This window comes from Microbispora oryzae, assembly GCF_017896165.1.
Classification (GTDB): domain Bacteria; phylum Actinomycetota; class Actinomycetes; order Streptosporangiales; family Streptosporangiaceae; genus Microbispora; species Microbispora oryzae.
The window spans coordinates 120,569-134,061 of the sequence record NZ_JAFCNB010000001.1; the positions used below are offsets into that span (position 1 = coordinate 120,569).

The 13,493-nt window shown below is 71.2% G+C and carries 13 protein-coding genes; all 13 read right to left on the bottom strand.

Translation table 11 applies throughout. The features are described from left to right. Nucleotides 1–36: 36 nt before the first annotated feature. The 13 genes from JOL79_RS00530 to JOL79_RS00590 all read right to left on the bottom strand — a co-directional run bounded on the left by JOL79_RS00530 (nucleotide 37) and on the right by JOL79_RS00590 (nucleotide 13,012). The gene (locus JOL79_RS00530; RefSeq protein ID WP_210153593.1) at nucleotides 37–1,008 is read right to left on the bottom strand and encodes a hypothetical protein; all 972 of its coding nucleotides are present in this window, start codon (nucleotides 1,006–1,008) and stop codon (nucleotides 37–39) included. Then, a complete protein-coding gene (locus JOL79_RS00535; RefSeq protein WP_210153594.1) occupies nucleotides 1,005–1,724 on the bottom strand; it encodes a VIT1/CCC1 transporter family protein in 720 nt (239 codons plus the stop codon). The genes JOL79_RS00530 and JOL79_RS00535 overlap by 4 nt, the downstream gene beginning before the upstream one ends. After that, entirely contained in the window at nucleotides 1,721–2,881 is a 1,161-nt protein-coding gene (gene lgt, locus JOL79_RS00540) for a prolipoprotein diacylglyceryl transferase (protein ID WP_210153595.1), read from the bottom strand. Before lgt ends, JOL79_RS00535 begins: the two co-directional genes overlap by 4 nt. A 112-nt stretch (nucleotides 2,882–2,993) precedes the next feature. Continuing rightward, nucleotides 2,994–3,740, bottom strand: coding sequence for a DsbA family protein (locus JOL79_RS00545; protein WP_307848209.1), 747 nt, complete (start codon nucleotides 3,738–3,740; stop codon nucleotides 2,994–2,996). A gap of 138 nt (nucleotides 3,741–3,878) precedes the next feature. Continuing rightward, nucleotides 3,879–4,451 (bottom strand): MauE/DoxX family redox-associated membrane protein, encoded by a 573-nt coding sequence (locus tag JOL79_RS00550; protein ID WP_210153596.1) that lies wholly within the window; start codon nucleotides 4,449–4,451, stop codon nucleotides 3,879–3,881. Between the two features lie 137 nt (nucleotides 4,452–4,588). Next, nucleotides 4,589–5,383, bottom strand: coding sequence for a tryptophan synthase subunit alpha (gene trpA, locus JOL79_RS00555; RefSeq protein ID WP_210153597.1), 795 nt, complete (start codon nucleotides 5,381–5,383; stop codon nucleotides 4,589–4,591). 29 nt (nucleotides 5,384–5,412) lie between these two features. Continuing rightward, the gene (gene trpB, locus JOL79_RS00560) at nucleotides 5,413–6,618 is read right to left on the bottom strand and encodes a tryptophan synthase subunit beta (protein ID WP_230984063.1); all 1,206 of its coding nucleotides are present in this window, start codon (nucleotides 6,616–6,618) and stop codon (nucleotides 5,413–5,415) included. Between the two features lie 94 nt (nucleotides 6,619–6,712). Beyond that, a complete protein-coding gene (gene trpC / locus JOL79_RS00565) occupies nucleotides 6,713–7,531 on the bottom strand; it encodes an indole-3-glycerol phosphate synthase TrpC (RefSeq protein WP_210153599.1) in 819 nt (272 codons plus the stop codon). Between the two features lie 146 nt (nucleotides 7,532–7,677). After that, nucleotides 7,678–8,160, bottom strand: coding sequence for a DUF2752 domain-containing protein (locus JOL79_RS00570; RefSeq protein ID WP_230984001.1), 483 nt, complete (start codon nucleotides 8,158–8,160; stop codon nucleotides 7,678–7,680). A gap of 164 nt (nucleotides 8,161–8,324) precedes the next feature. After that, nucleotides 8,325–9,152 carry an RDD family protein gene (locus JOL79_RS00575; protein ID WP_210153600.1) on the bottom strand — a complete coding sequence of 276 codons (828 nt, stop codon included), beginning with the start codon at nucleotides 9,150–9,152 and terminating at the stop codon, nucleotides 8,325–8,327. A 345-nt stretch (nucleotides 9,153–9,497) separates the two neighbouring features. After that, nucleotides 9,498–10,124, bottom strand: coding sequence for a TIGR02234 family membrane protein (locus tag JOL79_RS00580; RefSeq protein WP_210153601.1), 627 nt, complete (start codon nucleotides 10,122–10,124; stop codon nucleotides 9,498–9,500). Nucleotides 10,125–10,339: 215 nt separating this feature from the next. After that, a complete protein-coding gene (gene hisI / locus JOL79_RS00585) occupies nucleotides 10,340–10,699 on the bottom strand; it encodes a phosphoribosyl-AMP cyclohydrolase (RefSeq protein ID WP_210153602.1) in 360 nt (119 codons plus the stop codon). Nucleotides 10,700–11,110: 411 nt separating this feature from the next. Continuing rightward, on the bottom strand, nucleotides 11,111–13,012 hold the full coding sequence (locus JOL79_RS00590) for an HNH endonuclease signature motif containing protein (RefSeq protein ID WP_210153603.1): 1,902 nt from the start codon (nucleotides 13,010–13,012) through the stop codon (nucleotides 11,111–11,113). Nucleotides 13,013–13,493: the final 481 nt, after the last annotated feature.

Sequence of the window (13,493 nt, forward strand, 5' to 3'; positions counted from 1 at the left end):
GCTGCCTGGAGTCGCTGCCTGGGGTCGCTGCCAGGGTTACTGCGGGGGCTCGCTCGGGGTGGCCGCAGCCGTTCCGGTGCCTGTGCCTGTGCCGGGACTGCCGGTGGTCGTGCCCGTCGTCGTACCCGGAGTCGTGCTTGTGGTCGTTCCGGGGTCGGTGGGGGCGGCCTCCGACGGCTGGGCGGTGTCACCCGGGCCGGGCGCGGCGGTCACGTCGGGCAGACCGGCCACCTTCACCACGCGGCGGAACAGGGCCTTCTCCGCGCTTCGGACGGCGAGCCCGAGCATGACGAAGTCGTCCTTCTCCCCCGGCTCGGCGCCGTCGGACCTGCCGATCCAGATCACTCCGGCGTAATGCCCCATCGCCTGGGCGCTGCCCTCGCTGTAGGCGCCGAACGCCGCCTTCTGCGACTCCAGCGGCCGCACCCAGCCACCCCGGTAGAGGGTGTCCAGGCTCTGGACGAACTCATTCGCCGCCTGCTCGTCGGCCAGGTTGAACATCGTGTACTGCGCCACGTAGACGCCGTTCGCCGTGGCGTACAGGCCGCGGACCGCCTGGGTGCAACCGGCGGACGACAGCGCACCGGCCAGGGCCTCCCCCCACACAACTGAGGCGCAGCCGGGGTCGAGGCGACCGGCGATCCGCCGCAGGGTGACCTTGCCCGACGACAGTGTCCGGGCGCCGAAGAGCTCCTGGACGGTGAGGGGCGAGCCGTCGGCCTTCCGGTCGGCGATGGGCGCGAACTCCTTGACCTGCGGCCATGCCTGGAAGGCGGAGGGCCGTGCCTGCCCCAGCGCGCTGTCGGGCTGCGCCGGCGAGGCGGCGGTCTGCCCGCCCGCGAAGGCGTTCACCGTCAGCGTGAGGACGAGGGCGAGGGCGATGAGCCCGACCACCGACCCGCCCCACCTCAGGACCTTCTGCTGCCCCTCGCTCAGCCCGAACTCCGACAGCGCAGAGCCGGTCCAGCGCTCCGCCGGCGCTGTCGGCCGGCGCTTGCGCTTGGTCATAGGCCGCCGGACCCGATGAGCGAGCCGAGTCCCCACGTGAGAGCGGCGGCGACCGTGCCCACGGCGAGCTGACGCAGGCCGCTGAACCACCAGCTGCGCGCGGTGACCCGGGAGACCACCGCACCGGCCGCGAACAGCGCGATCAGCGACGCGATCGCGGAGATCCACAGGCCGCGCACGCCGAAGAGGTAGGGCATCAGCGGAATCAGCGCGCCGACGCTGAACGACAGGAAGGAGGAGACGGCGGCCAGCACGGGCGAGGGCAGGTCATACGGGTCCACGCCCAGTTCGGCCTCGGCGTGGGCCCGCAGCGCGTGCTCGGGATTACGGGAGATCTGCCGCGCGACGTCCCTGGCGGTCGACGGGTCGACGCCGCGCCGCATGTAGAGCTGGGCGAGCTCCTCCTGCTCGGCCTCGGGGTGCCGCTCGATCTCCCGGCGTTCCACGTCGATCTCCGCCTGGGCCAGCTCGCGCTGGCTGGCGACCGAGACGTACTCCCCGCCCGCCATGGAGAAGGCACCCGCCGCGAGCCCCGCGATTCCGGCGAGAGCGATGATCTTCGTCTCGGCCGTGCCGCCCGCCACGCCCGCGATCAGCGCGAAATTGGACACGAGCCCGTCCATCGCACCGAACACAGCGGGCCGTAACCAGCCGCCGTTGACATCCCGGTGCTGGTGGTGGATCTCGGCGCGGGTGCCCGTGCCGGTGTCGGTCATCGCTGACCGGCCTCCCGCTCCGCCGCCACGTCGGCCGTGGCGGGCCGGTCCGTCTCCGGCCCGTTCTCGGGCAGCCCACTTTCGGGCAGCCCGGTCTCCCGCAGCTCTTCCTCGTCCGCCTGGTCCCGCTGGTGGGCGGGGTCCGTGTCTCCGCCGAGGTCGCCGCCGGCATCGCTGAGCAGGACGGCATCGTGTTCAGCGCCGGGGCCAGTGTCGGCGTCGCTGCCGGAGCCACTGCCGGAGTCACTGCCGGAGTCACCGGCCGGCTCACCATCGCGGCCCTCGGCGGGCGCACCGTCACCGGCGTGCTCGCCGCCGGGGCCGGCGACGTCGCGCGGCTCACCCAGCGGCTCCGGGCCGGTCCGGCCGCGGGCCAGCCAGAAGTACGCCAGGGCGGCGACGAACAGCACGAGTGCGGTCCACTCGTTGAGCCGCAATCCCAGGATGTGGTGAGCCGGGTCCACCCGGAGGTATTCCACCCAGAACCGGCCGAAGGTGTACCCCGCCACGTAAAGGGCGAACACCCGGCCGTGCCGCAGCGAGAACCGCTTGGCCAGCACCACGAGGACACCGGCGAGCAGGAGGTTCCACAGCGACTCGTAGAGGAAGGTCGGGTGGTAGGTCGTGACGCCGGGTATCGTGCCCGGGCGGCCCGGGTCGATCTCCAGGCCCCACGGCAGGTCGGTGGGACCGCCGAACAGCTCCTGGTTGAAGTAGTTGCCCCAGCGGCCGATCGCCTGAGCGACCGCGACGCCGGGGGCGAGGGTGTCGGCGATCGCCGTGAAGGAGATGCCGCGGCGGCGGCAGCCGAGCCACACGCCCAGGGCGCCCAGGGCGATGGCGCCCCAGATGCCGAGACCGCCTTCCCAGATGAACAGCGCGTCTATCGGCCGCTTCGGCGCGTTGGAGCCGAAGTAGATCTGCCAGTCGGTGATGACGTGGTAGAGCCGGCCGCCGACGAGGCCGAACGGCACGGCCCAGACGGCGAGGTCCGTGATCGTGCCGGCCGCGCCGCCACGGGCGCGCCAGCGGCGCTCACCGATCCAGACGGCGACGACGACGCCGACCACGATGCACAGCGCATAGGCCCGGATCGGGATCGGTCCGAGATTCCAGACCCCCTGTGACGGGCTGGGAATCGAGGCGAGGAGGGGCATGTCACGTGACGTTACCGCAAGAGCGGGCACCATCGGTGCCGACCGCCGACGAACGCGCCCCGCTCGTCGTTCCCGGCCCGCTCCCCCACATGCCGGAGGGAGCGCGCCGAGGCTACTTGCCGGCCTTGATCACCGCGTCGCGGAGGTCGCTCGGCACGAACACGACGCTCGTGTCGAGTGGCTTGCCGTCGAGCATGACGGTCGGCGTTCCGGTGATCTTTCCGGTAGCCATGATCTTGCTGGTGAACTGCTCCTGGGCGGCGACCTTGCTCTGCCCCCGCACACAGGACTCGAACCCGGAGGAGGTGACGCCTGCCTCCTTGCCCCACTTCAGCAGGTCGTCGACGCTGAACCCGGTCTGGGTCTCGGACGGCTGCCGGCTGTAGAGCAGGTCGTGGAACTTCATGTACTCCGAGCCGTCGGTGACACATCGCGCGGCGTTGGCGGCACGCAGCGAGTTCGACCTGGTGGGCTCCTGCTGGAAGATCGTGATCACGTGGTAGACGACCTTGGCCTTGCCCTCGGCCGCCAGGTTCTTGATGGTGGAGCCGCTGGTCTCCTCCATCTGCTTGCACGCCGGGCACTGGTAGTCCTCGTAGACGTCGAGTACGGGGGCGGTCACCCCCGGCCGCGCCATGACGACCGTGCCGTCCGACTCCAGCGTCACGGGGGCGAGGTTGCCGGTGACCTTCTCCGCCGTGCCCTGAGCGACCGACCACCAGCCCGCCGCGACCGCGACGATGCCGATCACCACGACAGTGACGATCATTGTGATCCGCTTGCGGCGCTCCTGCTTGCGCAGGGCCTCCCGTTGGGCCGCGATGCGGGCACGCGCCGCCTCGCTCGTCCTCTTACTCACCGAGCCTCCCCCCTGGCCGCGCCTTCTCGTGGTTTCCCGCAGCCCCCTGTTGCGCTCCGTACTCAGCGGTGTGTTCCGCGACCGCAGCGTGTCCCGCGCCGTATCCCGATCACACGCGCCGAGTCACACACGTCACGGTCACGTGTGATCGCTCCGCGGTTCGTCGACGGGCTCGGCCTCCTCGTCGCCCGCCGAGCCGGTCAGGCCCAGCGCCGAATCCATCGCGAGACGGCCGGGCGGCCTGATCGCGATCCACGCCGCGCAGGCGAGCAGCCCCACGTCACGGAGCAGCTCCCAGAAGTAGGTCGGCTCCTGGCCCGCGGCCAGCTGGCCGCCGCCGCCGAAGCAGCCGCAGTCGATCCGCAGGCCACGCGCCCAGGCGGAGCCGATACCGATCATGAAGGCGATCATCAGGAGGCCGGAGATGACGGCCACCGGGCGGGTCAAGAGTCCGATGACCAGCAGCACACCAAGGATGATCTCCAGCACCGGCAGTCCGTAGCCGAACGCCTGGGCGAGGGAGTCGGGCAGCAGTTGATACGCGCGCACCGCCTGCACGGAGATCGCGGGCGTACCGATCTTCAACGCCCCCGCCACCGCGAGGAAACCGGCGAGCACGAGCCGCGCCGCCGTGGCGACCCAGGGGAGAACCGAATTCGTGGGCTGCTGTAACTTCCCCGACACCGATGTGCCGGACGCCAACTGAACCATAGTCTCCTCGCCCGGTAGGCAACACCGACTGAACAGTACCGGGATCCAACCTCACCATGTGTTGGATAAGAGCATGGTAAGCCGTGCCGTTTCAGCCGGCAGCGGCGCCACTGCCAGGAGAAATACCCCCGAAGGCCTCAGCGCCGGACACCCCGGGCGAGCTCCGCGGCGAGCTCCCGCACCGACCTCAGCCCCGTCGCCTCATCCGGCGCGTCGAGCAGCCGCCGGATGAACGCCGACCCGACGATGACACCGTCGGCGTACCCGGCCACCTCGGCGGCCTGCGCGCCCGTGCCGACGCCGAGACCGACGCAGACGGGCAGGTCGGTGTGCGATTTGGTCCGCTTGACCAGTCCCTCTGCGGCAACGCTGACACTCTCCCGCGCGCCGGTCACGCCCATCAGGGACGCTGCGTAGACGAACCCGGTGCAGCACTCGGCGACGCGGGCGATCCGGTCGTCCGTGGAGCTGGGCGCGACGAGGAAGACCGTGCCGAGGCCCGCCTCCTCACTCGCCGTCAGCCAGGGCCCCGCCTCCTCCGGCGTCAGGTCGGGAGTGATGGTCCCCACTCCGCCCGCCGACGCGAGGTCGCGCGCGAAGCGCTCGGCGCCGTACCTGTCGATCGGGTTCCAGTACGTCATGACCAGCGTGGCGGCGCCCGAACGGGCGACGCCCTCGACGGTGCGCAGCACGTCGGCGATCCGGGTGCCGTTGGTGAGCGACCGATGCACCGCGTCCTGGATCGTCGGGCCGTCCATGAGCGGATCGGAGTACGGCAGGCCGATCTCGATCACGTCGCAGCCCGCCTCCACCATGGCGGTCGCGGCGGCGACTGCGCCCTCCTTGGTCGGGAACCCGGCGGGCAGGTAGCCGACCAGGGCCGCCCTGTCCTCGGCTCGCGCCTTCTCGAAGACCGCTTGCAGTGTCGTCATCGGATGCCTTATCGGTACGAGCCGGCGGCTCAGAGGTTGAAGTACTTCATCGCGGTGCCCATGTCCTTGTCACCGCGCCCCGACAGGTTGACCAGGATGGTGGCCTCGGGACCGAGCTCGCGCCCGAGCCGCAGCGCGCCCGCGAGCGCGTGTGACGACTCGATGGCCGGGATGATGCCCTCGGTCCGGGCGAGCAGCGCGAACGCCTGCATGGCCTCGTCGTCCGTGACGCCCTGGTAGGTGGCCCGGCCGGAGTCCTTCAGCCAGGCGTGCTCCGGGCCGACGCCCGGGTAGTCGAGGCCGGCCGAGATGGAGTGGGACTCGATGGTCTGGCCCTCGTCGTCCTGCAGGACGTAGGTGCGGGACCCGTGCAGGACTCCGATGCTGCCCTGCGTCAGGGTCAGCGCGTGCTCGCCGCTCTCGACGCCCCTGCCGCCCGCCTCGAAGCCGTAGAGCCGCACGCCAGGGTCGTTGATGAACGCGTGGAAGATGCCGATCGCGTTCGAGCCGCCGCCGACGGCCGCGGCGACCGCGTCGGGCAGGCGGCAGGTGAGCTCCTGGATCTGGCGGCGGGCCTCCACCCCGATGATCCGGGCGAAGTCGCGGACGATCTCCGGGAACGGGTGCGGGCCCGCGACGGTGCCGAACAGGTAATGGGTGTGGTCGACGTTGGTGACCCAGTCGCGGAAGGCCTCGTTGATGGCGTCCTTGAGCGTCTGGCTGCCGTTGCTGACCGGCACGACCGTGGCGCCGAGCAGCTTCATCCGGGCGACGTTGAGCGCCTGGCGCTCGCAGTCGACAGCGCCCATGTAGATGACGCACTCCAGGCCCATCAGCGCGGCGGCGGTGGCGGTGGCCACGCCGTGCTGGCCGGCCCCGGTCTCGGCGATCACCCGGGTCTTGCCGAGACGCTTGGTCAGCAGCGCCTGACCCAGGACATTATTGATCTTGTGCGCGCCGGTGTGGGTCAGGTCCTCGCGCTTGAGAACGATGCGCGCGCCGCCCGCGTGCTCCGCGAAGCGCGGCACCTCGGTCAGCGTGGTCGGACGGCCGGCGTAGGTCCGCAGCAGGTGATCGAACTCGCGCAGGAACTCCAGGTCGTTCTTGGCCTTCTCGTACTCGGCCGCCACCTCGTCGAGGGCCGGGATCAGCGCCTCAGGGACATAACGGCCGCCGAAGACGCCGAACTTGCCGAGGACGTCCGGGTCGTCCCCGTACACTCGGCCGCCGTCCAGATCGGCGGGGGTGAGCGGGATGCCTTCCGTCGCCGTCACGCGGCCTCCTTCGCTAGCGCTGTCGTTCACGACTGGTTACTGCTGTTTACTTCTCTTACTTCTCCGACCCGCTGTCCTGCCGCGAGGCGGGGTGGGCGCCGGCCGTCACCAGATCGTTGACGGCGGCCTTCGGGTCCTTGCCCGTCACCAGGCTCTCGCCCACGAGCACGGCGTCGGCGCCCGCCCGCGCGTACGCCAGCAGGTCGTGCGGGCCGCGGACGCCCGACTCGGCGATCTTGAGGATGCCGTCCGGCACCTTCGGCGAGAGCGTGGCGAACACCTCCCGATCGACCTGCAGGGTCTTCAGGTCGCGGGCGTTCACCCCGATGATGCGGGCTCCCGCGTCGACCGCCCGGAGCAGCTCCTCCTCGGTGTGCACCTCGACCAGCGGAGCGAGCCCGATCGACTCCGCCCGCTCGATCAGCGACACGAGCGCCTGCTGCTCCAGCGCCGCCACGATCAGCAGGGCGAGGTCGGCGCCGTACGCGCGGGCCTCCCACAACTGGTAGGAGGTGACGATGAAGTCCTTGCGCAGGATCGGGATGTCCACCGCGGTCCGCACAGCGGCGAGGTCGTCCAGCGTGCCGCCGAACCGGCGCCGCTCCGTCAGCACACTGATGACGTGGGCGCCGCCCGCCTCGTAGTCGGCGGCGAGGGACGCGGGATCGGCGATGGCGGCCAGCGCGCCCTTCGAAGGGCTGGACCGCTTGACCTCGGCGATCACCGAGACCCGGTCACCGCCCAGCGCGGCGTACGCGTCGCGCGGCTCCGGCGCACGGGAGGCCCGGCGCTTGAGTTCCTCGATCGACACGGTCCGCTGCCGCTCTTCGAGATCCTCGCGCACGCCCACGATGATGTCGTCGAGAACACTCACGCGGCCTCCTCGCCTTCGGCTCGGAGCTTGCGCCACTTACCCGCCCGCTCGCTCACGCGTAAGGGTCCCTCCGGTCGGCTGCTGTCTCGCTGTCTGCCCTGCGATGGTATCGGCCCGTCTCGCGTCGTTCCGCCACCGGGGGCGTCTCACGGTGCGAGAAAAAGCCCGAACGGCGTGTTCCGCACCACGCCGAAAACGATCGCGACAGCGAGGAATCCCCACGTCACGGCGGCGTGCCCCGGAATCGGGCGGACGGGCCGTCCCTGCCATGATCGTAACGCCCAGATAGCCCAACCGGCGATAACGACGGGAACGCAAACGACAAAGAGCGGGTTCATTCCAAGTGCCCCTGACAGGTCGCCGTGGGCGAGGTCGTGCACCGCCCGCAGCGCTCCACAGGCGGGGCAGTACAGGCCGGTCAGGGCGTAGAGCGGGCATATCGGGTAGTGCCCGGGACGGTTCGGGTCGACCACGGCCAGGCAGGCCACGGCGCCCGCGAGGAGCGCGGCGGCCGCCAGCGGCGCCCGGACGGATCGTACCCGATCGCCCAGCCGCCGCCCGGACCCACGGGTTACGGCGGTACCCGCTTCCGTGCCCCATCCCATGTCCGGTTTCATGTCCGGTCCCATGTCCGCTTCCCTACCCGCCCCTGTGCCCGCTGCTGTGGCCCGCCGGTGCACTGCCCGTGCCCTGCCGGTGCACTGCCCGTGCCCTGCCGGTGCACGGCTCGCGCCCTGCGGGTGCGCAGCCGGTGCGCTGCCGTGCACGTACCCATGCCGGTTGGTCTGACCACTCAGGCCCGGACCACCACGGAACCCGCGATCTTGTCGGCGAACGTCTGCTTCTTCTCGTCCCAGATCGGCCACAGGAAGCCGATGTAGCAGGGCAGGGCGTCCACGAAGTGCGCCAGGCCGCGGACGAAGGCCATGCCGAAGCCCAGGTATTCGCCCGTTTCTTCCTTGACCACCTTGATGCCGACGACCTTCTTGCCGATCGTCTGGCCGGTCGTGCCCTCACGGAACCGCAGCCACACGGCCAGTCCGACCGAGAGCGCCATGCCGATCAGGTAGAGGATGACGCTCACGCCGAGACCCGCCGACGGCCGGAGCGCGCCGGTCTCGGGGTCGATGTCGGCGGAGCCGGCCAAGACGCCCGCGGCCACGATGTAGAGGATGAAGGCGGGGACGGCGGTGATGAGGCCGTCGATCAGGGTCGCCCCGAACCGCTGCCCCCAGCCGGCGTACTCGCCGCGCGGGTAGCCGCCGTACTGGCCGTACTGGCCGTACGGGTCTTGCTGACCGTACTGACCGTACTGACCGTACTGACCATGCTGACCATACGGATCTTGCTGACCGTACGGACCCTGCGGCGCGTAGGGGTCGTACGGCGCGGGACCGCCGGGCTGGGGGTAACCGCCCTGCTGGCCCGGCTGCTGGCCCGGCTGCTGGTAGGGCGAGGGGTGGCCCTGCTGTCCCGGCTGCGGGTACCCCGGCTGGGGAGCCTGCGGAGGCTGGGGCGGGTAGCCCGGCTGGGAGGGCTGCGGTGGATAGCCGCCGTACGGACCGGGCGGCGGGTACCCGCCGGATTCGCCCGGACGGCCCTGATCGCTGCCGTAGGTCATGATGCGCTCCTGCTCAGGAGAAGATCGGGAGATGTCTCACCCGCCCGGGGCGGCGCGCCTCCGGCCACGAGACCGGCCCAGACCGCCGCCAGGGGGAAGAGCGTGAGATCGTCAGGTCGGCCGGAAGCTTAGCGGCACCGTATGTCGCGTTCGGGCAGAAGATTGCTTTGTGTGGAATTCGTGACCTCGGGGGTTATGTCCGGTCAGGAGTGCTCTCCGACGGCCCACGCCCCGTATGATTCCGCGGGATCGTACGGCCGGTTCACGGAGCCAGCCAGCCGGTGGGCAGAGCCGGGCGGCCGGTGCACAGAGCCGTGCGGCCGCTTTGTCACGGTGGAGCCGGGCTCAGGGCCGGGGCTCGGCCGTCGGGTCCTCGCCCTCGTCGATGGCGTCCCAAAGCGCCCGCTCGCTGCCGACCTGACGGCGCGGCCGTCTGGCCGCGGCGCCGTCGCCGTCACGGTCCGCCTCCCGGGCGCCGCTTCCGGTGCCGGGCCGGTCGTAGCGGCCGGACATTCCGGGCCAACGGCCCCCCACGACGGCGGCCACCGCTCCGGCGGCCACCAGAACCAGGCCGCCAAGCGCCGTGGCCAGCGGCCACACCCAGGTCATCGCCTGCTCGGCGGCACCCGTCGCCGGGACCATGGCGGTGGCGGCGTGCTCCCGTGCCGCGGCGACGACGGCTGCCGGGCGGGTACCCCGCCACACCCCGGACAGGACGACGACGCCGCACAGCGAGATCACCGTCGCGACGATCCGCCGTGCGAGGCCGCGCGTCGCGAGTACGGCAGCCCCGGCGGCGAGCGCCGCCAGCACTGCGGGGGTGAGGACGGCGGCCAGATCGCCGCCGGTCAGCGACACGTGTCCGGCGGACAACGGGCCGGCCTGCGCGTCGAAGGTCACCGTGGCCCAAATCCGGCCTGCCGCGAGCAGCGCCAGCGCACCGGCTGCGGCGCAGGTGGCCAACCACGCCACCAGCGCCCGTCGAGCTGTGTCCGGCCTCTCGGCGACGGCCGCGGATCTCCCCGGACCGCCCGATTCACTCGAACTGCCAGCACCGCCCGACCCACCCGGATGGCGCGACCCACCCGGACCGCCCGACCCAACTGGACCGCCAGGCCCGCCCGGACTACCAGCGCCGCCAGGAGCGCCGGGAACGCCCCCGTCTGAGCCCCCGCGGGTCAGGCCGGTCATGCGCCGGCGCCCACGCCGGTCACGTCGAGCACGTGCGCGTCGAAGCAGGTGCGGTCGCCCGTGTGGCACGCCGCGCCCACCTGCTCGACCTTCAGCAGGATGGTGTCGCCGTCACAGTCGAGCGCCACGTGCCTGACCCACTGGACGTGTCCTGAGGTGTCGCCCTTCACCCAGTATTCGCCCCTGCTACGGGACCAGTAGGTGGCACGGCCCGTCGTCAGCGTCCGGTGGAGGGCCTCGTCGTCCATCCAGGCGAGCATGAGGACCTCACCCGTGTCGTGCTGCTGCACGATGGCGGGCACCAGCCCGTCGGGGGTGCGCTTGAGGCGTTCGGCGATCTTCGGGTCGAGGGCCATGCCCTAATTCTGCCGCAGCCGCCCCGCGCTCCCGGCCTGGGCCGGGCCGTTCCCCGGCCGACCGGCGATCACGCCGCCAGAGACTTGATGCCGATTCCGGACGGCTGCGTCCGACTCGTGCCTGACGTCGGCCTCCTGCGTTCGGCCCGCCATGGCTCGTATCCCCGCGCCTCGTATCCCCGCGCCTCGTATCGCCGCGCCTCGTATCCCCGCGCTTCGTATCCCCGAAGGAGGCTCCCAACCGACAGCGCGGGCATGCCGGTCTTCCGGGCGCGCCTCAGCGGGACGCGTTTCAGCGGGACGCGAGGTCAGCAAGGCATAGTTCAGTGAGCCGCGAGGCCAGCATGGTTAGCGTTCTTCGCGGCCCGGCGTCGCACCCTGTCCTATGCCGACGGGCCGCTCCTGGGCTTTTTATCCCGGGGGTGGTTGTGTCGGGGGTGGGTGGGATGGCTGTGTCGGGGGCCGGCGGGTGAGGCGTTCTTTGGGGTTGTAGAGCAGGGTCCAGGTGCCGTCGGGGTTGCGGCGAGCCGTGTAGCGGTCGGGGTGAGTGAATTTGTCGCGGTTGTGGAAGGTGCAGGCGGGGGCCAGCACGTCGAGGTTGGTGACGCCATCGTCGATCCAGCCGTAGACGTGGTCGACTTCGGCCATGTCGGCGGGGATCGGGCAGCCCTGGCAGTAGCAGGTGGCGTACTGCGCCAGCAGGGCTTTGCGCTGGGCCGGGGTCGCCAGGCGGACGGAGCGGCCCATGTCCAGCACCTGGCCCTTGGCGTCCATCACTAGCCGGGTCAGGCGTGAGGTGCGGGCCAGCCGGTGGACGTCGCTGACGGGCAGCAGGTGGCCGGTGGCGACCAGCAGCCCGGGAGCCAACCGGTCCGGAGCATGCCCACACGTCCGGCACGCGTCAGCGCGCGCCGCATCACCGCCGGACCCGGCGGCGTGGCCGGAACCTGCGCCATCAGGTTTGGCATCGTCAGGATCGGCATCGTCAGGATCGGCATCGTCAGGATCGGCATCGTCAGGATGGGCGTCATCGTTTGGGCGGTCTCGCCCTGCACCGACGGTGGGCGCGCCGGCCGTGGGCGGTGCCCCGGCGCCGCCGGGCACCCGCGCCACACTGGCGCTCCTGCTTCCACCGACTCCGCCTTTCCCGCCGTCCGTACTGCCCGTGCTTGCGGAGCTTTGCGCACCGGTCATCCGGTCGGGGTCCGGGTCGGGGTCCGTGCCGGCCGGGGAAGTCTCCTGTGTGCCGGTGCGGGCGAGGATGTCGTCGGGCAGGGATTCGACGCGGACCATGACGAGGAGTTCGGTGGAGACCTTCTCACTCAACAGCGCGGCGAACGCGTCGGCCTGACGGACCCGTAGCGGCCGGTCATCGTCCCTTGCCTTCGGCCGGGCGTAGGCCGCCATGAACTCCCGCAACCGGGCGGCCGCCTCCCTGGGCAGGCGGAACTCACCTTCCACCCCGCCGGTGCTGGACGGGCGGAGCAGCAGGAACCGGGACGCGTAGTCGTCCTCACACTCCTCGACGAGGGTGCCGGGATCCAGGATCTCCCGGATGTACCGGCCCGCCTTGGCCACCTCCGCACACGACGCACTGTCGGCCAACTCCACCAGAATCGGCTCGGCCTCCGTCACCTGCGTGTCGGTCAGCTTCGCCGTCACCGTCGTGATCGCATCCACCGCCCCGCCGGACAGGGAACCATCCCGGTAGCGGGCCTTCACCTCCGGCAGGCGGGCCACCTCACCGGAGATCCGCAACCACCGCGACGCCTGCGCACCCGTCATCCCCGGACCACGCCGCACCACCACCGGCACACCAGGCCCTCCCTGTGCCTCCGATGACCCGGCACCAGGCTCCGCGCTGCCCGACGCGGTTGCCAGCGGTGCAGTCGTGTCCCTTGGGGGCGTGCTCAGGCCGGGGGTGTTCAGGCCGGGGGTGTTCAGGCCGGGGGTGTTCAGGCCGGGGGTGCTCGGTCTGTCCGAGCGGAGCCATGAAGCGGTGGAGGCATGCCCGAACGCCTTGGCTTCACCGGTGACATGCGCCCGATGCAGCACCGCCACCATCGCCGAATTCAGCAGGTCCACCGCCTGGATCAACGTCTCGGCCCGCTGAAGACACATCGCCGAACTGTCCGGCACCTCCGCGGCGGCCCACCTGGCCGCCAACCCCAGCAACTCCGTCTCCGACAGGCACGGCCCCGGGTCTGGGGCGGTGTCGCTGGTCAGACCGGGGTCCGTCGGCTCACCGGCGCCCGAGTCCGAACCCGCATCGCCGGGATCCTCACCGCCGGGAGCGACGTCGCCGGGCCACATCGGAGGGATGGTAGGAGAACCCCCACCCCCGCCAGAGCCCGGATCTGAATTCGCATGAGGATTGACGCGGGAGTCCACGTGCGGGTCCAGACATGTGCCCTCAAGGGCAGGCGGCACCGAACCCGCCGACTGTGCCGACGGTGCTGATCGCGCAGAGACGTCTCCGGTGGAACCTGGGGGGACAGCGCCCGGGCGCGCGCCTCGAACACGACCACGGGACCAGGGAAGACCAGACTTGGGACCGCCTGATCGGGAATCACCCGACCTGCGGACGTCCGACCCGAAACCACCTGACCCGAAACCACCTGACCCGAAACCACCTGACCCGAAACCATCTGACCCGAAACCATCTGACCCGGAACCGCCCGGTCGGAGACCCCGGTCGGCAGCCGACCGACCAGAGCCCGACTGGGCCGAGCTGGACTGGTCAGGGTCTGACGGGGCCGACGCCAGCCGGGCCGAGGCTGGGCGATCACCGTAG